Genomic DNA, 20,683 nt, shown 5'->3' with positions numbered 1-20,683 from the left:
ATTGCAGCTGTTAAAGTTGTTTTACCATGGTCAACGTGACCGATTGTGCCCACGTTAACGTGTGGCTTATTACGTTCAAACTTAGCCTTAGCCATGTTCATCTTCCTCGTTTACGTCGAACACAATGCTGAGTAAAACTCTGCCCCGACATATCGCCTAAAAATCTAGACACCTAATACTTGAAAAGCAGACTAATAAGCCTGCTTTTTAAAAAATTTTTGCGAATAATCGCTAAACTGTATCTGGAGCTCTTATCGAGATTTGAACTCGAGACCTCTCCCTTACCAAGGGAGTGCTCTACCACTGAGCTATAAGAGCGATAAATCCTTCGATGGAGCGGGAGACGAGGATCGAACTCGCGACATGCAGCTTGGAAGGCTGCCGCTCTACCAACTGAGCTACTCCCGCATCTATGTTGGTAATTACCACTTCTATCGAAGTTAATGGTGGTGGGAGAAGGATTCGAACCTTCGAAGCTTACGCGGCAGAGTTACAGTCTGCTCCCTTTGACCGCTCGGGAATCCCACCATTTCACACTTACTCAGTGTTCGTTCTTTACTTCACGATTTAAACTCTCTAAGATGGTGCCGGCACACGGATTCGAACTGTGGACCTACTGATTACAAGTCAGTTGCTCTACCAACTGAGCTATGCCGGCGTTTCTTAGTGTTTCGTACGTTTCGTATCGGAACGGTGTGCAGTTTAGCAAAACTTGAAATCCGTGCAAGTGTTTTTTTCAAAAAAACCGTTAAAAACTCATAAAATCAATCCATTTGATGATAATTCAACCGCTTTGATCACTGCGCGAGCTTTTATTTGGGTTTCATTCCATTCAGATTCAGGATTTGAGTCAGCAACCAAGCCTGCACCGGCCTGCACATAGACCTTATTTTCACGAATTACACAGGTACGAATGGCAATCGACATATCCATTTCGCCATGCCAGCCTAAATAACCAACAGCACCACCGAAAACGCCACGTTTTACAGGCTCAACTTCGTCAATAATTTCCATAGCACGAATTTTTGGTGCGCCTGAAAGCGTGCCTGCGGGGAAGGTTGCCTGAAAAACATCCAAAGCATCTACATCATCACGCACTTCACCCTGCACATTGGAGACAATATGCATGACATGCGAATAACGTTCGATCACCATTTGATCGGTGACTTGCACTTTACCAATTTTGGCAATACGTCCAACATCATTACGACCTAAATCGATCAGCATTAAATGTTCAGCGATTTCTTTTTCATCTGACAGTAAGTCTTGTTCCAAAGCCAAGTCTTCTTCTTTGGTTTTGCCACGCGGACGTGTACCCGCTAAAGGGCGCACGGTTGCAATGCCATTTTCCAAACGCGATAAAATTTCAGGTGATGAACCGACTATATGAAACGGTTGGTCGTCAGCCAAGGTTTTGCCCTGCACCAAAAACAAATACGGCGATGGATTAAGGTGACGTAAGGCACGATAAACCTGTAACGGTTCACCATCAAAATCCGACACCATACGATGCCCAGGCACCACCTGCATGACATCGCCTGCACGGATATATTCTTTAACTTTTTCAATTGACGCCAAGAATTTTTCTTTGCCTGTGAGTGATTCAAAATGTGGCGGTGTATGCTTTTGTGCTTTTAAGCTAATCGGCGTTGCTAAAACTTCTTCTAGTGCATCGAGCTGCTGTTGTGCCTTGTTATAGGCATCTGCCTGTGCTGCATCGGCATGCACAATTAAAAACAGGGTATCTTTTAAATTATCAAACACGATGACTGTTTTAGACAGCATCATCCAAATATCAGGCAAACCGACAGGATCTGCTGTCGGCACATTTTTCAAACGTGGCTCAATATAACGAACCGCATCGTAACCAAAATACCCAACTAAGCCACCAGTAAAACTTGGCAATTCGGGTAAATCGGCCTGTGTAGGCACTTTAAACTGCGCTTGAAAATCGCGGATATATTGAAAAGGCTGTGCACAGTTTTGTTTTTCTACTGAACCATCTGCATGTTGAATGGTTAACTCGCCTGCATTGCAGGAAAAAACAGTAGATTCACCCAAACCAATAATAGAATAACGTGCCCAGTTTTCGCCCCCTTCTACAGATTCAAACAAATAGGCTTGTTGATGCTGTTTCAAACGTGCAAATACTGACAATGGCGTTTCGGTATCGGCCAGACGTTGGCGATATACAGGAATCAGGTTATAGCCCGCAGTTTTAAGTTGTTCAAATTGAGTCTGAGTGGTCATGTGAAGCTCCCTATTTCGATACACTAATTTTTTCGATAAGACGAAGTGAAGAATGATTTGCGTTTCTGACTAGTGTCGCCATCGAAATATGGGCATGACAGCCTGACTCATATTGATATCCTTTATAGCGGTTTGGGTTGAATTATGAATTGTTAAGGTTCACATCCTTAACAATTCAGTTAAATTATCCACGATTTGTTGTGGCTGACAATCGGCAATGGATTCACCATGATTATAGCCATAGCTGACTACAATACAATCAATACCCGCACGACGCGCAGCCTCTACGTCATTGGAAGAATCTCCAATCATTAACACTTGCGAAGGGTCAACCTGATAACGCTCGACACAGTGCAGCAATTGACGCGGATGTGGTTTACGTTCTTCAAAACGGTCCCCACCAATCACATCATCAAAATAATTTTGCATGTTTAAAGCTTCGATAATGGCACGTGCAGGTTGTTCAGGCTTATTGGTCACACAAACCAAAGTTTTGTTCTGCGCCTTTGCCCAATCCAAAAACTCAATAATGCCTGCAAAGGGCTGCGTATCGATGCACGGTTCAGCATTATAAATGTCTAAAAAGGTATTCAAGAGCTGTTGATGTTGCTCGGGATGCACAACCCCCATTAAATGCATCAACACGCTATGACAAAAAACAGCAGTGCCCTTTCCAACCCAAGTACGTACTTGCTCTAGAGTCACTAAAGGTAACTGCAGTGCATTCAAACTCATGTTCATGGCACGGTATAAGTCTGTGGCAGAATCTACTAGCGTTCCATCAAGGTCAAATAAAATAACTTGGCGTGTATCGAGCTGAGCAATAGACATCATTCCCCCCTAAATTGACAAAGGCATGCGATTGCATGCCCTGATTGTAAAGCAAAGGTCGCTTATTTAAACAATACCCATGCCAAAATAGCTAAAATCACCAACACGATTAGTGAAATTAAGCCAACAGATGCATTTTTTTGTTGTTCTCTCTCTTGTTCCACACGAGAAATAGGCTGCTCTACCGCAACTGGAGTAGGTTCAGCCTGAACCGCATGAATATCGACACCCTCTGGAATTGGTGCTGGCTTAGGTACAGCAACCCCTTGTGGCATCCCATCACGGTTTAATTGCACCGAACTGTCACGCTGATTCAATTCGGGCATGCCTTGCTCATTCATTTGCTGTGCAGCTGTTTTCTCTGTAGCTTCGGTTACTTTTTCTGCCGTTTCTGCCACATCTGCAGCATGTTCAAGTTCAACGGCTGGTGCAAACACAGAGAACTTCAGGCTAGCAAACTGCACAATATCGCCTTCTTTAAGCAAGGTTTCATCGGCAATGCGCAAATCATTCACAAAAGTGCCATTCGAGGAGTTTAAATCTTGCACGTAAAGTGCTTGGTCTTTCACTAAAAAAGCCGCATGTTTACGTGAAATTTCCGCCGATTGCAGCACCAAATCTGCACTTTGATGGCGTCCCACCAACATATCACGGTCGATACTAATTTCCTGGCCAGTAAATTCACCGCTAATTGCTTGTATTTTCCAAGTCATAAATAATTTCTCTGGTGTGATTTGGCAACATCATAACATGCCCTTAACCACAATCTGTGCAGGATACGATTAAGGTGTAGCACGAATTGTGGTTGTGGTAACCGTATTTTTGGTTTTACTCACTTCCTGCTGCGGCAATGCCACGCTTTGACGTTGTACCACAGGCTCAATTGCAACAGGTGTAGTCACCGTTGCCGTACGGTTGGCAGGCACAGCCGATGGCAGCGTTTGGTACACCCCTGCTTGTGGTGCAACCCGAGATACAGGCAAACGCTGCTGATAAACATCACTGACATTTTCAGGCAATTTGGCAAAGCTACCATCGGCATCCATAGCCAGTTGCAAACTATACAATTGACTATAGCGCTGCTGCGAAATACGACGAATATCCTGACTATCACCCACAATAGTCGGGTGGATAAATATCAAGAGATTACGCTTTTGATTGGATTGACCATCGGAACGGAATAAACGCCCAAGCCCTGGAATCGCACCTAAGCCCGGCACAGCTTGACGGCTGTAAATTGAGTTATCTGAAATTAGACCACCCAAGACAATAGTTTGCCCATGCTCTGCTAAAATAGAAGTTTTAATGGCACGTTTACTGGTTACCAAATCCTGTGCCTGACCTTTATTGGCTTTGACATCAGACACTTCTTGTTCCACTTCAAGTCGGAGTGTGCCACCTTCACCAATATGAGGCACAACTTTTAAAGTCACCCCGACATCTTTACGCTCAATGGTGGTATACGGGTTTGCCACTCCGCCATTGGTGGATAATGAACCCGTTACGAAGGGAACGTTCTCACCCACCACAATATAGGCTTCTTCATTGTCCATGGTCACAATGGATGGCGTAGACAATAAGTTGGATTTGGTTTTTTCTTTCAGTGCCTGAATCATCGCACCATAGAGCTTGCGCGAACCATCACGACTTTCGCGATAATCACCCAAAACCAAAGATGTGCCTGCACCAATCGCACCACCCGCACCTGCTGCACCACCTGTCAAATAGCCTGCGGCAACATTTTTCAGACTGGCACCGATATTGTCAAAGTTAATCAAGCCAATGCCGCTACTTAAATCTCCTAGCGCCCACTGCACACCGAGCTGATCAGCATCAGTGCCTTCTACTTCAATAATCGCAGCTTCAATCAACACCTGTTGACGGCGAGTATCTAGCTGCTGAATGGCCGATTCAATTTCACGCATCAGTTGCGGGTCTGCTTTAACCACCAAAGCATTTTGCGAACCATCGGCAATAATACTGACACCATTGCCATTAAAACTGGTGATGTTGTTTTGGTTATTGCTATTTGAACTACCACCCAAATTAATACTTGGAGTGGAAATTGTAGATGAATTGCCCGTATTGTTATTGTTGTTACTGAGGTTGCTTGTACTACTATTATTACTGCTGTTGTTATTTGAGCTAGAACTGCTACTGACTGCTTGCCCCGACACCAAACCTTGCAAAATTTCCGCTAAATTCTGTGCACTGGCATATTTCAAGCGGAAAACTTTTAAGCCGCCCAAACGATCTGCGGCAGGTACATCCATCATTTCAATCATTTGACGAATGCGTTTACGGGTTGCAGTGTCACCTTTAATGATAATGCGATTGGTGCGGTTGTCTGCCACAATGCGCACACGAGAGCCTTTCACATCTTTGGCTGCCCCGGTCGAACTCATCGACTCAAGCAAACCAATAACCTCTTCTGCCTGACTAGACTGTAGACTAATCGCTTCAATGTCATTTTGCCCAGTACCGTCCAAATTACGAATAATGCTTTCTAGCTGGTAAATGTTGCTGGCACGGTCTGACACGATTAAGGCATTGGTGCCGCCCACTGCAGACAAATGTGCAAACTGTGGCATGAGCGGACGTAAAGCAGGAATCAGGTCATTGGCATTGGTATTTTCTAGCCAGATCACACGTGTCACAATTTGATCGCCACGTGCATTTTGACGGCCGTCATAGGGAATACCTGAACTTTTGACATTGCTGTCAGGTACAAGACGAATGGTATTGCCCGATGGAATGGCAACCACACCATTGACATTCAGCACCCCTAAAAACAGGTCATAGACTTCATTCTTATTTAAGGCTTTGTTGGAAATCACCGTGACATTACCACGCACGCGTGGATCGACCGCAAAGTTTTTGCCCGTAATATCGGCCACTTCATTAATAAATGCAGTCAAGTCCGCATCACGTAAATTAATTTTCCAGGTTTGCGCATGACTTGCAGTACTCACCATTGCAACAAGCGGTGCAGCAGCCAGTAATGCCCAAAATGGACGCTCATGATTCAATAAAGCCATAATCTACTGTGTTTCCTAACCCTAAATATGCCTCTGCATTATTCAACATGCCGATTCATTTAAAAATTTTGTTGTATGGTCATCACCTGATCACCACGTTTTATTTCTAATTTCACCTGACCTTCACGACGCGCCTGTTCCAGTAACTGCACATCGTTTTGCCCTTGCCCGACACTCTGCCCATTTAAAGACAAAATACGGTCACCTGGTTGTAAGCCTAGTTTATTTCTTAACGCTGCGGGAGTCCGTGTGGTTACCTCATAACCGTTGCCTGTATTGGCCTCAACCCCCATTTCTTTTAAATATTGTTCACGGTCTTCCTGAATTCGCTGTACTGCTTGTCCAATTGCATTATTCGGTTGTGCAGGCGCTGTTGGCGCAACCATTGCGGGCGTATTACCACTGGAAATTAATGGGGCGATCGGTTGATTTAAACCATTTTCGATCCCTTTAAACAATATCTCACGCGTAGCACCACTACTATGACGCAAAATCACTCGATCCCAATACACTTCTGCCAATTGATACTGACTAGAATCAATCACATCTCCCACACGGTAACGTTCAGCGACTTCATTCACTTTAATCACGGCCGATGAGAACTGACTCGGTTGTCCGACAACAACACCTTGCAAAGTCATATTTAATTGATCGTCTACCGTAGCGGTACGTCCAACTTCATGAAATAGTGCAAAAGAAGAAATATTCGGAATCTGTGGTTGCTGTGAGCCCAATTCCACCCGATCTACCTGCATAGCCTGCGGCGGTGCAAGCACCAGCCAAAATAAACTCGCCAGTTTCCAACACAAATACAAAATGAGCAGGGTTAACAATACAGGCGCAACACGGTCTACTTGCTTCCAATCTAAGTTGGCCCAACGCTCTGAAAAATCACGCATCAAAAGCCTCCTTTCAGTAAAGGCTGACGGGTACTGATAACATAAGTATCTAGTCCTGCTTTACCTTCATAAGAAGCAATATTCATCAACAAACGTTGGGTGAGTTGCACATCCAGCATCAAATTCTGATCAAGTGCAATATTCACCATTTTCTGTTCGCGTTGATCTCGGATATCGAATATCAATTTACCATTTTCGTCCGACAAACTGCCTTTTAAAGCAGGAATATTCATGCGGTCTTGGCGCTGTGCAAAACGATAAAGCAACTCACCCCCTGCCCACTGCATTTGTCCTTCTGACTTTGCAAAACCTTGTTGTTTTTTAAAATTTAAATGAACGTCTTTAAGTTGAATCGCATTGCTCGGCCATTGCCAGTCCACAACACTTTTTAAAGTCTCAGGCGCAATTTGACCTTCGAGTGATTGCAGTAAAATCGTGCCAAAACGATAAGCAACTATGCCTTCCAATTGTGTATTGCCGCTGTGCACTTCTACGTCGGCAGCAACACGCAGTAGTACCAAATCTAAAGGACGCGTATTCCAGCTTAAAGTGCCACGTAATTGTCCTTTTTGCCAGTCGGCTTGCCCCTGCCAAATGTTGCCACTGACATTATGTAAAGTCTGGTTGTTTTTATAAAATTTTGAAATCAACCACGCTGCAGGAATTTGTAATAACACAAAAATCAAAAATGCAATGAGGGCGAAAATCCACCACGTGATGTATTTGGGTTTCTTTATCATGCCACCACGACCAACCTTACTAATTTTTCTATGAATGACTTTTTATAACACTCACACATTATGCACACTTTTTCGGCATCGCCAATTGATACAGATAAAAAAACCAAGCCGTATTGCTTGGTTTTTGAACTCTAAGTCAACTCAATGACAAATTGATGAAGCTTAGATTAGAAAATCTTCAAGTTTCGCGCCTTTTTCTAATTCAGCAACTAACCAGCGTGGTTGTTTACCACGACCCGTCCAAGTATCTGTTGGATTAGTTTTGCTACGATAACGTGGCTCTACTGTTTTACGTGGGCTTTTTTTACGCTTGCTTTCGCCAACTTCAAGAATTTGCTCAATGCTTAAACCTAAACCATCTGCAATTGCGATAATTTGATTATAGGCATCTTCAATTGCTTGATCTTTTTTCGTGGCAATTAATGCTTCAGCTTCAGCTTGTAAACGCTTTAACTCTTCAACAGATAAATTGCTAATATCGGGCATCATACTTACTCCAAAAACTATGCTTTTTTATATTCAGTTATTAAATTAAGCAGATTCATTACATTTTATCAAACCAAAGCTTTAATAAAAAATCCACTACTCTACGTATAAATAACAGTCGATATATTATGAACTGATTATTTAGTTTTAATCAAGAATATGCTGTACAGTTTTTTCTATTTTATGAATACTTGCGCGTACATTTTCAGGGATTAAGGTTTTTTGCATATTTACATGATCTACACAAACAATAACTGCTTCTGCCTGTGCCACTATAGTTTGTTGAGTTTCGCTGTAGATTAAATAATGCATACGCATAGCACTATTACGTAACTCTTCAACTCGAACCCCAATCTTTAATACATCAGGATAAACCACTGGGCGCATATATTGGCATTGATTAGATGCCACGACCGTGAACACGCCTTGCTGTAAAATTTTCAATTGATCAAAATAACATAAACGTGCACTTTCAATATAACGGTAATACACCACATTATTGACATGCCCAAAAGCATCCATATCACCCCATGCGACACGTTGCTCAAAAATAATAGGATAATCTGATAGTGTTAACACAATTCACCTTTAAATTTTAATTTCGACAAAATTAGAATTATTTTCAAAGATTAAATTTAACTGTTTTAATAATTCAGGCTGATCTTTTAAATTAGATTTAACCCTTAAATAACTCATTAATACATGTTCAGGATATAAAGCAAGTAATTGCTCTGCCTCTGAATAGCGTGCTGTTGCTGTAAAAATATGCCATTTGGCAAAACTAAATACAGGTAATGCAGGGTATTTCTGTTCCCAGATATTTATTTGTTGTTCAATTTTCACATAATCAGGCTGTTGTTTTAACAACTGTTGCTGGAACCATAAATAAAACACTTCCTGATTAAATTGTTCACTCAACAAATGTACAGCTAACTGTTCATGCTGTTGCGTCATATCAGGCAAACGTGAAAGTACTTTCAGCCACAACACCTGAATCGCATAACTTTGGCTAAAAATTTGTTCACCTAAATCTAAATAGCGCTGCTGCAATGCCTGTAAGTTTTCTGCATCTACCTGCTCAAACTGAATCAGTAATTGGGTTAGCCATTGTTGTTTTTTTTCGGCATCTAAATGGCCATATTTAGTCGAACGCAAATAATGCCAAGGATATTGCGTAGCAAATTGCCCCCACAAATCAATTAAACGCTTTTGATATGCCGTTTTAACTTTAAATAACCATGGCGATAATTCATGCTGATTTAGAAACTCTAAATGGGTTAAAGCCTGTTCAGGTTGCTGCTGCGCCAAATAAATTTCAATACGCTGAATTTCTGCCAATTCAAAAGCTGCAGCACTGCTTTGATTTAAAGCTGCCAAGGCTTGTGGATATTGCTGCTGAATGGAATACATACGTGCTTCCATCACCCCTTTCAGCAAACCTGACTGGGCAAAGACTTGTCGGACAAATTGGTGCTGATCCTCAGCAGCATCTAATAACCAAATGACTGCCAATTGCTCATAAGGATGTAGGTTTTTAAAATTAAATACCGTTTCGACTTTACGCTGCTCGCGGCTAAAATAGCGTTTTAACAGCAACCATAACACTTGCAACGAAACACTGATGGATAAGAAAAAGAACAACAGCAACCAGATATTGGTTTGTAATTGCCACTCACGCCAATACACATAGACATAGCCTGAACCATGTCCATAACTCAGCAAACTGAGTAGCGCGACGAGTACAAGACTAACCACCACATAGGCGAGTAGAATTTGTTTCATTTATACCGCCCCCAATAAAGCACGTGTTTTTAAGCTTGGCGTAGGTACAATATTTAAATTTTTAATTTTTTCTAATTGCTGAATCAATTGCTGTGCTTTTTGATCAGGTAATGACTGTAGCAGCTGGATAATGCCATTTAGTTCCTGCTGATATTGCAAATACTGACCTTGCATTAATACCTGACGTGCCAATAACAAACGCAATTGAGCTTCTTTTAAGATAATTTGGCGCTGCATTAAGGTGCTTGCAGGTTGTTTAGCGGCCTCAATACTGAGCCACTTTTGCCAAAAATAACGATCCTCTACATCGGCAGGGTTTAGCTCAGGCTGTTGAATTTGCAGTTTTAAATGCTGATCTAGCTGTTGTAACAACTGACTCACCTGTTGATATTGAGCATCACGCGTGGCAATAAACTGTTGGATTTGTTTTTGATCTTGCTGAATGACCTGATGCAGACTTTGTTTTAAGGCAGGTGCTAAGGCATAGTCATTCAAATCATCTGCCAACACACTCATTTTTTCCAAAGCATAATGAAACTGTTGTTGCTGCAATGCGAACTCGACCAAGTCTAATTGCTGCGACACCACATCCATAGGCTGAATACTATTTTCCTGCACTTCGCTACTATACGCTGCAGATTGCTCTGAAGACGGCTGAGTATAATTACGGCGCTGCAAAGCCACCAATTGGTCATTTAAATTGGCATTATTTTTTTCGGCAAGATGCAAACTTTGGCTGAGTTGTTGTTGTTGCGCTGAAATTTGCATGACGTCATAACTCAATTTGACTATCCAGATCACAGCGATCGACGCAACGATCAGCATCAGTTTCTTCATAACTTTCCTTGCATACGCATGATTTGCTGCAATATTAATTCTGTTTTTAAATTGGTCAACTTCAGTATTTTATATTTTGTGTGATGCTGTGCCTGATAATCGAGCAAAATTTGTTCGAGTCGATCACCCAATACCCAATAATGACCTTTATTTAGTAAAGTGGCATCGTGCTGAATCAACATCAACCAATTTAACCAACTGGCCTCACTGCTAATCATCATCCAAAATTCTGAAGTTTGTATTAAACGGCTGCGGACTGCTGCCATTTTTTGCACAGAACTGGCAGGACACTCTCGCTGATACAAGACAAAGTTATGTACTTGCATGCCCTGATCAAGCAGGGTTTGCATCATAAATTGTCGCCCACCTTCGCCACGCCAAAATGCAATTTGCGTACCTGCTGCCAAGTTTTGCAAGCTCGCTAAGCTCAGCATCCCTTCAGAGGTTTCCACCTGCGGGATATCGCTGTGCACTCCATATTCACGCAGCACTTCTGCAGTTTTTTCACCCACAGCCACCCAGCGAATATGTTGTAAATCCTGCAATTGCAGATGACTTTGAGCCAAATACGCCATCCCAATTTCAACGGCTGTTGGGCTAACCACCACAATAATATGCGTATTAGGCAATTGGGCATACAGACTGGCTAGTTCAGCCGACCAAGGCCGTGCTGACAAGCGCAACAACGGCAAATCAATCACCTCAATGTGCTGTTGTTGCAAAGCCTGACTGAGCGCTTCAGCACGCCCCTGCGGGCGAGTATTGATAAAAATCATGGCTTAAAACAACAGACCACTATTGGTACAAAGCTTTGAGCAACTCACCTGCACCTTGCGCCAATAAGGCTTGAGCTAATTGTTCACCCAATTGTTCTGCCTGTTCAGGCGCACCAACTTGTACGGCTTTTAAAATAGTTTGCCCATCGACACTGCCAACACGGCCTTCTATCTGTAATTGACCATCTTGTAAGGTTGCATAGCCTGCAATTGGCACCTGGCAACCACCTTCCAAATAGGCATTAAAGGCACGTTCCGCACGTACACAAACATTGGTGTCTACATCCATCAACGGCAAAATCAAATCCAATACCGCCTGATCTTGGCTACGACACTCCAAACCTAAAGCGCCTTGCCCAACGGCAGGTAAGCTCAGATCAGGCTGAATAGTATGACGAATACGCTGCTCCAAACCTAAGCGCTTCAAACCGGCACTGGCCAAAATAATGGCATCATATTGACCATCATCCAGTTTAGATAAACGTGTTCCCACATTACCGCGTAAATCTATAATTTCTAAATCTGGGCGCGCTTTCAAAATTTGGCATTTACGGCGCAAGCTGGATGTACCCACTTTGGCACCCTGTGGCAAATCTGAAAAATGCGCATAGTGATTTGACACGAAAGCATCTAGCGGGTCTTCACGCTCACAAATGACCGCCAAATTTAAGCCCTCAGGCAATGCCATCGGCACGTCTTTCATGGAGTGCACCGCCAAGTCGGCACGACCATCCATCAAAGCGGCTTCTAATTCTTTAACAAACAGTCCCTTGCCCCCAATTTTTGCCAATGGGGTATCTAAAATTTTATCGCCCTGCGTGACAAAGGTCACCAACTCAACGGTTAAATCGGCATGCAGTGCTTCCAAGCGGGCACGAATATGTTCGGCCTGCCATAACGCAAGCGGGCTTTGTCGAGTTGCAATTTTCAGGGTTTTCATCATAGTGACTAAGCAAGATCAATTTTGTTCATCTAAACTTAACCTGATCCCCTAAAAATGCAAGTCTATTTCTCTACCGATTGCTTGATCTATTTACAAAAAATGCTGGATTCTGCACAAAAATTAGAGTTTTTGGATGCGTTCTCTCAGCAAAGGTAAGTGTCTTCGGCTGACGGCTAAACGCTCATCCAGCTCACGGCAACGTACCTGATATTGTCCTGAATTGACCACTTCTAGCCCCTCCAAAAACTGAATCGACACTAAGGCATTTCGGTGAATCCGAATAAACTGATCACCAAACTCGGTTTCTAAATCTTTCAGCGTTTCATCAATCAGGACACTGCCATTTTTATGACGTACAGTGACATATTTCTGATCGGCTAAAAAATAGTAGATATTTTCTATTGGCACCAACTCTACACCGCGATAGGTTTTCGCCGCGATTTGGTGACGTTTTATTTTTAATTCGTCCATATTTTCTTTTTGTTTTAAATGACTCATCTGCGCTTGCGTGAGTTTTGTTAAATGATCTAAAACCTGTTGCAATTCCTGTTGCATTATCGGTTTTAACAAATAGCCTTCCGCATTGGATTTGAACGCATCAAGTGCGTGTTCATCATAAGCGGTACAAAACACAATGGCTGGCATAGGGTCAAGCTCACGTAAATGCTGAGCACAACTTAGACCATCCATTCCCGGCATTTGAATATCTAATAATATGACATCCGGCTGATGTTCATCCGCCAGTTCAATCGCCTGTTGCCCATGAGCTGCCGTTGCCACCACATGATGCCCCAGTTGAGTGACCAAACGTGATAATCGCTCTCTAGCTAGAGGCTCATCATCACAAATTAGGATGTCCATTTTTCCTCCTTTTTAAGTCAATAACTTTATTTTTATCAAGTCTAGAAAAATCAGAGCAATCACAGCTTATTTTATTTATAACGGTATTGCAGCACCGTGGTGTACATACCATTCCCCGCATAATTTTTGAAAGTAACGCTGCGTCCATAATACGCTTTTAAGCGCTGTTCCACGTTTTGCAGTGCAATCCCATGTCCAGATCTTAAATTTATTTTATCGCTGACATACGGATTTGTAATGACAATATTGACTTGGTTTTGCAATATTTCGATCAATATACTTATCGTACTCTTTGCTAAAACTTTTTCAACTCCATGAAAAATACTATTTTCTAGCAAGGGTTGTAAAGTTAATAACGGAATTTGTACCTGACTGAGCAGTTGCGGTTGTTCAATTTTCCATTCTACCGCCAGCCGATCACCCAAACGAATTTGCTCAATCTCTAAATATCGTTGGCAAAGTTCGATCTCATCTTTCAGGCTCACCAGTTTTAATTCCTGCAAACTGGCACGGAATAAACGTGATAAATTCAGCAACATCTGCTCAGCTTTATCGGGGTCAATTGCAATTAAACTGATCACATTATTTAAGCTGTTAAACAAAAAGTGTGGATGAATACGGGCCTGCATAGCATGCACCCGCGCTTGCAATTCACTATGCCGCTGCTGAATGGCTTGTTCTCGCACATAGATATAACGAAAACAAAATGCACCCAAAATCACACCATAACTCAAATGCAATCCAATCCCATGCATCAATTCTGCCAGACTAAACTGCTGCAAATGAAAATTTTGCCCAAAATGCAATAAGGTATTTAAGCTGAGTGTCGTGACCAATACGATGGCTTGCAGCAAGATAAAACTCACCATAAACGACAGCGCCAAGCCCATGCGTAAAAAACGTGCCTGAAAAAATTCAACCAAAGCCGCAAAACACAACACTACCCAGTTGATATACAAAATATATTGCAGCACCCGACTAAAACTTAAACCTTGCCAGCCCTGTGCTTCAGCCAAAGCCAAGACCATTGCCAAAGCATTGCTGCCAATAAATAGTTCAATTAGATATTGCCAACGCCCTATTTTCGTAAAAAAATACACATAATTCTGTTCTGCCTGCGTATCAGCAAAAGTTTGATTGGCTTGTTCTTCGGCAAGTGAATCTGAATTTGTTATACTCTTGTCCAAATTACCGCTTTTTACTTTATTGAGCCGATATGACCACATCTTCTAATTCCTCAAATCCGTCACAAGCCCAAACTTCGGGTATGTGGGGCGGTCGTTTCTCTGAAGCTACTGACGCATTTGTTGCTGAATTTACAGCATCTGTTCAATTTGACCAACGCTTTTATAAACAAGATATTGCAGGCTCAATTGCACATGCCACCATGTTGGCAAAAGTGGGCGTACTCACCAGCGAAGAGCGTGATGACATTGTTCAGGGCTTAAACACCATTCAGGCCGAAATTGAAGCAGGTCAATTTGAATGGCGCATTGATCTTGAAGATGTGCACATGAACATTGAATCACGTTTAACTCAGCGTATTGGCATTACAGGTAAAAAACTACACACTGGTCGTAGCCGTAATGACCAAGTGGCAACCGATATTCGTCTCTATGTCCGTGATGAAATTGATGCAATTTTAGAATTATTAAAAAAACTACAACACGGTATTTTGACACTGGCTGCAAAAAATACTGACACTATTATGCCTGGTTTTACTCACTTGCAAACCGCACAGCCTGTGACCTTTGGTCACCATCTGATGGCGTGGTTTGAAATGTTAGTACGTGACTCAGAGCGTTTAATTGACTGTCGTAAACGTGTCAACCGCATGCCATTGGGTTCTGCTGCATTAGCAGGCACGACTTACCCAATTGACCGTGCTTATACGGCGGAACTACTTGGTTTTGAAGCTGTATCTGAAAACTCGCTAGATGCAGTATCAGACCGTGATTTCGGGATCGAATTCAATGCCGCTGCATCGTTAATTATGATGCACTTGTCACGTATGTCTGAAGAGCTGATTTTATGGACATCTGCACAATTTAAGTTTGTGAATATTCCAGACCGTTTCTGCACAGGCTCATCCATTATGCCGCAGAAGAAAAACCCAGACGTGCCTGAATTGGTGCGTGGTAAAACTGGTCGTGTCTATGGCGATTTAATGAGCCTATTAACCCTCATGAAAGGTCAGCCTTTGGCTTACAACAAAGACAACCAAGAAGACAAAGAACCTTTATTTGATGCAATTGATACCGTACGTGGCTCACTCATGGCATTTGCCGACATGATTCCTGCCTTAGTACCAAATATTGCAGAAATGCGTGAAGCAGCATTGCGTGGTTTCTCTACCGCAACCGACCTTGCCGATTACTTGGTGAAAAATGGCGTGGCCTTCCGTGATGCGCATGAAATTGTAGGTAAAGCCGTAGCCTTGGGTGTTCAAGAAGGTAAAGACCTGTCTGAACTGAGCTTAGCGCAATTACAACAATTCTCTGATTTGATTCAAGCCGATGTATTTGAAAAAGCCTTAACCCTTGAGGCTTCTGTAAATGCACGTGATCATATTGGTGGCACTGCACCTGCACAAGTCGCTGCAGCAATTGAACGTGCTCAAGCACGTCTTGCCCAACTTTATGCCTAACCGGGAAGTCGCTATGTCTAAACAAGTGTTTTGTCGTAAATATCAAAAGGAAATGGATGCGATGGATTTTGCGCCATTTCCAGGTGCAAAAGGTCAGGAACTGTTTGAAACCGTGTCTAAGCAGGCATGGCAAGAATGGCTCAAACACCAAACTACACTCATTAACGAAAAGCGTTTAAATGTGTTTGAAGCCGATGCGAAAAAGTTTCTTGAAGAGCAGCGTGAGAAGTTCCTGAACAATGATGCTAGCCTTGAAGTCGCTGAAGGTTTAAAACCTCAAAACTAATTTCGCCTGTATTCTAAGCATCAAGAACCAATATCAAAAAGAGTCTTCACGAAGGCTCTTTTTTATGCCCTTTTTTGCATGATCTACAGCCATGCAGCAAAACAACTGAAAGAAGATTCAAAAAGTGAAAGCTGTTGCTGATTTTTTAAAGATGAACATTCACATCTTTAAGCCCTAAAAATAGCGGATTAGGCGATGATTTTAAATAAAATCATAAAAAATAAATCACACAAATAACAATGTAATTCTAAAATACATTTGTATATAAAACGCTACATTCCACTACAATAAAGCACATGATTATCGCGCTGGCTTTTCCTATACTTATTTGCAAGGAGATAAGCAATTGTCTCTTACTATAATAAATATCCCCGATTTCAATCTCAGATTTCCCCCAAAGTCTGGGATTTTTTTTGCCCAAAATTTTTCAAAATAGGCCAGTTTCTACTCTCAAAGAAATTCAGAAAATAAAAATAATGACATAAAAAAGCCCCATCATCAGATGAGGCTTTAAGACTTAAAAGTAACTAGAACTTAGCGTTCCTGTACTTTTTCTTCAATTTCTTTGACGCTGGTATGGCGCACATCAAAACCTTTCACCATATAGATGACTTGTTCAGAAATATTACGCGCGTGGTCACCAATACGCTCCAATGAACGCAACACCCACATCACATTGATTACACGTGAAATATGACGCGGATCTTCAATCATATAAGTCATCAGGGTGCGAGTTGCAGATTGATATTCACGGTCAATATCCGCATCGGCCAATAATACACGTAAGGCCTGATCTACATCTAAACGTGCAAAAGCGTCCAATGCATCATGAATCATGACACGTACTTGGTTGCCAATATGACGGGTTTCCATATAACCCCGTGGCGAACCGCCTTCCTCACATAAGTTTTGGGCAATACGTGCAATTTTTGCAGCTTCATCACCAATACGCTCTAAATCAGTATTGGCTTTAGACATGGCAATGACCATACGCAAGTCGATGGCTGCAGGATGACGACGTGCCAAAATCAAAGTTAAGGCTTCGTCAATTTCGGTTTCCATGCGGTTAACCACATTATCTTGGAATTGCACTTCTACCGCCAACGCTGCATCAGTATCCAAGAGTGAATGAATCGCATTGGCAACCTGCTGTTCTACCAAACCACCCATGGTCATAAATTTGGTATTTACATCCTGCAAATCTTCATTGAACTGAGAAGAAATATGGTGACTTAACACAGGATTATTCGTACTCAAGGAATACTCTCCACAACAAAAGGATAGACTGACGCAATGATTCAATATTAAAGCACAGCAATGATGACGTTTTTATGACATTTTCTCACCAAACTCTAAAGTCTGATCGTTTCTGTCTTTAAACAACAATCCTGCATTTCGGTTTTCTTAGTGAGCCTATGCTACGATGCCTTTTGCACCAACCAAGCATTCATTTCCTGCAAGTCTTGTTCGGTTAATTGTCCCACCGCAGCTTTAAGCTGCAAGACATGATTTAAATAATCATATTGTGCATTGAGATAATCTTGCTTCGCCGAAAAAGCATTACGCTGTGCCAGCAATACATCCACCATGGTTTTTAAACCTTCTTGATATTGCGCTTTCGAGGCACGTGCCACCAAGTCTGCTGAATTCATGGCTGCTTGGCGTGCCTGCAATTTGGCCTGATCCGTTTCTACTTGTAAATATGCTTTCTTTACATCGGTTTGGGCTTTGCGAATTGCGGCATCTAGTTCAGCTTCCGATTTTTGAACTTGCACTGCCGCTTTTTGCACATTTTTACTGACACGCCCACCACTAAACACGTTCCAGTTCATCTCAACCCCAATCTGATCAAACTGACCATCGGGTGACATCACACTTTCAGGGCTTTGCTTGGCATAGCCATAGCTGCCAACGGCCTCAACTTGTGGATAGCGCGCAGCCTGCTCGACCCGACGTGCATCTTCAGCATATTGGCGCTGTAAACGGGCCTGTAAAATGGCTAAATTTTGCTGTTGGGCCAACTGCGTCCAATCTTCCAGACGCTCTGGTACGGGTTTCTGAAATTGAAAATCTTCACGCAGTACTGCCAAATTTTCCCGATACGGGCCAATCAGTTGTGCCAATTGTTCTTGTGCCAACACCAGTTGCACATGCGTTGCAATACGATTGGCACGTGCATTTTGATATTGCGCATTGGCTTCACTGACTTCACTTTTAGCCACTAAACCCTCACGCAATTTGGCATTCATCATATTAAGCTGTTCCAGCAGGGCTTTTTCTTCTTGTAAATAGGCGGTGGTTAAAGACTGCTGACGCAACACATTAAAATAAGCTTCAGACACATTCAAAATATGTTGTTGCTGTTGTAAACGCAAAGTCACTTCGCTCAAGCTCAAAGAGGTTTTAACTTGTTTTAAAGCTTGCCAAGCATCCCAACGGAACAATGGTTGACGTGCGGTTAAAGCCACTTGACGCGATGTGGATGATGCACTATTTAGCATGTCATTGGGAAAGTCTGCGATATTAACCTGACTCATGTCCTGACTTTTACGGGTGATATTGCCAGATAAGGTCACTGTTGGCAGTAAATTACCTTGGGCAATCCCTAAATTCAGTTGATCGGCTTGATACTGCAATTGCTGTGCTTGCCAATTCGGGTCGTTCTGTTGAGCACGTGCATAGGCTTGCAGCAAATCTAAAGCAAATACCCCTGAACTTGCCCACAATAAACTCAGACTCAAAACGATTTTTTTCATTGTTTTTCTAACAACCCACTTTTGCGATTTCATCAATCCAATTGCATGTTCTTTTTACTCTGCACATACTAAAGCTTATTTGCATTTTTTCCGTATGAGTTTCATTACATTGCATTAATTTTCATTTTATTTCAATTCATTGCATAAGCATCAACTCAAAAAACCTCTGCTTACACAGGCTTCACAATTCAGCTTCACATCACAACCATGTAACCAAACTCTAGCAGAATACTACAATTTCTTGCGGCTATTTGACCTTACAATGAGCACTCTCCCTAGTTGTGCAATAAAGTGTATTTCTACAGACCGCCTGCATCGTACTGATGGTTTGGAAATTCTAACTTTTTGGCAATGCTTAATTTTTGTTTGATGACGTATGTTTGTACCACTTTTCTCATGATGGATTGACACTTAGAGATCACCTTCAATGACCGATCAATTTTTATGTTGAATTGCTGTAATGGTTAAATTTTTTCGCATGGGTAAACTAATCATACTGCTTAGCAGTTGCTTAGGTTTACTTGCCTGCCAAAACTCAGACACTCCGCCTGTACCTGAGCCGCCACAGGTGCAGACCAGTGCCAGTGAGCCTGTAGATTTAACCCAAATGTGTGACAACATTCAGCACAACATGCAGCAAATTGATAATACCCGCACCACATTTGCCTTAGAGCAAATCAATCAGGACTTAAAAGTCTGTTTGCCGCTGTTGCCTTTAGCAGAACAGTTAAAATTGCTCGACCTTTCCACCCAAATGTATCAACGCTTTTTGCATGTAGAACGTAGTGCTACAGAACAATTAGCGTTTGAACAACACGCCTTTGATATGGCTCAACACCCCACCATTCAGCAAAGTCATTTTGAAAAATTTGCTGCGCGTGATCAGTATTTATTGAAACACAAAGGACAAGCCTACTTAGAACTGCATGATGCAGGTGCAAGCAAGCTTGCATACCGACGCAGTCCGCAATATTTAGCAATTATTTTTGCACCTTATATGCCCGATGCTGAGCAAGTTTTCATTGAAAGACTGGCCAATGACAACATGCAGTCTAGCTTACAAGATGCAGGATTGACGCTCGATGCGACAGACATCGCAGAACGTGCTTTGTTTTGGGAAGATTATCTACAACGTTATCCAAAAAGTCACTTTATTGCAGATGCACGTTACCTAGCAGAACTTTATGCCACACTGTTGTTTAAAGGGACAGCGCAAAGCCCTGTTTCATACGATTATGTCGATGAATCCAGTATTCAGCCCGCTGTATTATTTGAAGTTAAAAAACTGGCTGAACTGCAAAAATCTACTTTGGCCAATCAAGCACGCAAGTTTATTGCCTTTTTACAAATGAGCGCAGAACAACGCCTTAATGAAATTTCAGCCCAGCCTACCGCACAACAAAAACGCGAACATGGCGAGCAGGCTCTAGTACATGCACAACTGAATCAATATTTAAACCTCAAGACTACGCTCACCAATTCAAAGCGTGACTGTTTCAGTGATGGCATTTGCCTGCCGCTTTAAAGGTAATTTTCTACAAAATACCCCAC

The 20,683-nt window shown here is 42.2% G+C and carries 20 protein-coding genes and 4 tRNA genes; 3 read left to right on the top strand and 21 right to left on the bottom strand.

Features of this window, described 5'->3' with window-relative positions; translation table 11 throughout:
• From HHA42_RS05530 to HHA42_RS05440, 19 genes are all read right to left on the bottom strand, one after another.
• The coding region (locus HHA42_RS05530; RefSeq protein ID WP_017397055.1) for a GTP-binding protein at positions 1-95 on the bottom strand (95 nt) is incomplete at its 3' end.
• 148 nt (positions 96-243) lie between these two features.
• Positions 244-318: transfer RNA gene (locus tag HHA42_RS05525), tRNA-Thr, on the bottom strand.
• A 14-nt stretch (positions 319-332) separates the two neighbouring features.
• Positions 333-408 (bottom strand) — tRNA-Gly (locus HHA42_RS05520).
• A gap of 36 nt (positions 409-444) precedes the next feature.
• A tRNA-Tyr gene (locus tag HHA42_RS05515) sits at positions 445-528 on the bottom strand.
• A 54-nt stretch (positions 529-582) separates the two neighbouring features.
• Positions 583-658, bottom strand: a tRNA-Thr gene (locus tag HHA42_RS05510).
• A 98-nt stretch (positions 659-756) separates the two neighbouring features.
• Positions 757-2,250 carry an anthranilate synthase component I gene (trpE, locus tag HHA42_RS05505; RefSeq protein ID WP_168418404.1) on the bottom strand — a complete coding sequence of 498 codons (1,494 nt, stop codon included), beginning with the start codon at positions 2,248-2,250 and terminating at the stop codon, positions 757-759.
• 159 nt (positions 2,251-2,409) lie between these two features.
• A complete protein-coding gene (locus tag HHA42_RS05500) occupies positions 2,410-3,081 on the bottom strand; it encodes a phosphoglycolate phosphatase (RefSeq protein WP_168525691.1) in 672 nt (223 codons plus the stop codon).
• Between the two features lie 62 nt (positions 3,082-3,143).
• Complete coding sequence (locus tag HHA42_RS05495; RefSeq protein ID WP_168418402.1) at positions 3,144-3,794, bottom strand: FHA domain-containing protein; 651 nt, start codon at positions 3,792-3,794, stop codon at positions 3,144-3,146.
• A 69-nt stretch (positions 3,795-3,863) separates the two neighbouring features.
• On the bottom strand, positions 3,864-6,119 hold the full coding sequence (gene gspD, locus HHA42_RS05490; protein WP_168525688.1) for a type II secretion system secretin GspD: 2,256 nt from the start codon (positions 6,117-6,119) through the stop codon (positions 3,864-3,866).
• A gap of 59 nt (positions 6,120-6,178) precedes the next feature.
• Entirely contained in the window at positions 6,179-7,018 is an 840-nt protein-coding gene (locus HHA42_RS05485) for a type II secretion system protein N (protein WP_168525686.1), read from the bottom strand.
• A complete protein-coding gene (gene gspN, locus HHA42_RS05480; RefSeq protein ID WP_168525684.1) occupies positions 7,018-7,758 on the bottom strand; it encodes a type II secretion system protein N in 741 nt (246 codons plus the stop codon). The genes HHA42_RS05485 and gspN overlap by 1 nt, the downstream gene beginning before the upstream one ends.
• Positions 7,759-7,920: 162 nt before the next feature.
• On the bottom strand, positions 7,921-8,247 hold the full coding sequence (locus HHA42_RS05475) for an H-NS histone family protein (RefSeq protein WP_168418399.1): 327 nt from the start codon (positions 8,245-8,247) through the stop codon (positions 7,921-7,923).
• A gap of 144 nt (positions 8,248-8,391) precedes the next feature.
• On the bottom strand, positions 8,392-8,823 hold the full coding sequence (locus HHA42_RS05470) for a thioesterase family protein (RefSeq protein ID WP_168525682.1): 432 nt from the start codon (positions 8,821-8,823) through the stop codon (positions 8,392-8,394).
• A 9-nt stretch (positions 8,824-8,832) separates the two neighbouring features.
• A complete protein-coding gene (locus tag HHA42_RS05465; RefSeq protein WP_168525680.1) occupies positions 8,833-10,026 on the bottom strand; it encodes a heme biosynthesis protein HemY in 1,194 nt (397 codons plus the stop codon).
• Complete coding sequence (locus HHA42_RS05460; RefSeq protein WP_168418396.1) at positions 10,027-10,863, bottom strand: hypothetical protein; 837 nt, start codon at positions 10,861-10,863, stop codon at positions 10,027-10,029.
• Entirely contained in the window at positions 10,860-11,639 is a 780-nt protein-coding gene (locus HHA42_RS05455) for a uroporphyrinogen-III synthase (protein WP_168418395.1), read from the bottom strand. Before HHA42_RS05455 ends, HHA42_RS05460 begins: the two co-directional genes overlap by 4 nt.
• Positions 11,640-11,658: 19 nt before the next feature.
• Positions 11,659-12,579 (bottom strand): hydroxymethylbilane synthase, encoded by a 921-nt coding sequence (hemC, locus tag HHA42_RS05450; RefSeq protein ID WP_168525697.1) that lies wholly within the window; start codon positions 12,577-12,579, stop codon positions 11,659-11,661.
• 123 nt (positions 12,580-12,702) lie between these two features.
• Positions 12,703-13,443 carry a LytTR family DNA-binding domain-containing protein gene (locus tag HHA42_RS05445; RefSeq protein WP_104852924.1) on the bottom strand — a complete coding sequence of 247 codons (741 nt, stop codon included), beginning with the start codon at positions 13,441-13,443 and terminating at the stop codon, positions 12,703-12,705.
• A 71-nt stretch (positions 13,444-13,514) separates the two neighbouring features.
• Complete coding sequence (locus HHA42_RS05440) at positions 13,515-14,669, bottom strand: histidine kinase (protein ID WP_168525678.1); 1,155 nt, start codon at positions 14,667-14,669, stop codon at positions 13,515-13,517.
• Between HHA42_RS05440 and argH the strand changes: the two genes are divergently transcribed.
• Positions 14,660-16,090, top strand: coding sequence for an argininosuccinate lyase (argH, locus tag HHA42_RS05435; RefSeq protein WP_171525255.1), 1,431 nt, complete (start codon positions 14,660-14,662; stop codon positions 16,088-16,090). The genes HHA42_RS05440 and argH overlap by 10 nt on opposite strands.
• 13 nt (positions 16,091-16,103) lie before the next feature.
• Positions 16,104-16,376 (top strand): oxidative damage protection protein, encoded by a 273-nt coding sequence (locus tag HHA42_RS05430; protein WP_026438236.1) that lies wholly within the window; start codon positions 16,104-16,106, stop codon positions 16,374-16,376.
• 534 nt (positions 16,377-16,910) lie between these two features.
• Here the strand turns inward: HHA42_RS05430 and phoU are convergent.
• Both phoU and HHA42_RS05420 read right to left on the bottom strand, forming a co-directional pair.
• On the bottom strand, positions 16,911-17,633 hold the full coding sequence (gene phoU, locus HHA42_RS05425) for a phosphate signaling complex protein PhoU (protein ID WP_168418393.1): 723 nt from the start codon (positions 17,631-17,633) through the stop codon (positions 16,911-16,913).
• A gap of 161 nt (positions 17,634-17,794) precedes the next feature.
• A complete protein-coding gene (locus HHA42_RS05420; RefSeq protein ID WP_168460929.1) occupies positions 17,795-19,132 on the bottom strand; it encodes a TolC family outer membrane protein in 1,338 nt (445 codons plus the stop codon).
• 478 nt (positions 19,133-19,610) lie between these two features.
• Here HHA42_RS05420 and HHA42_RS05415 point away from each other — a divergent pair, with 478 nt between their 5' ends.
• The gene (locus HHA42_RS05415; protein WP_252726300.1) at positions 19,611-20,657 is read left to right on the top strand and encodes a hypothetical protein; all 1,047 of its coding nucleotides are present in this window, start codon (positions 19,611-19,613) and stop codon (positions 20,655-20,657) included.
• Positions 20,658-20,683: the final 26 nt, after the last annotated feature.

This window comes from Acinetobacter sp. A3 (assembly GCF_012371415.1).
Classification (GTDB): domain Bacteria; phylum Pseudomonadota; class Gammaproteobacteria; order Pseudomonadales; family Moraxellaceae; genus Acinetobacter.
Note: the sequence above shows the minus strand (reverse complement) of the source record. Positions and strands in the feature narration are given on the sequence as shown.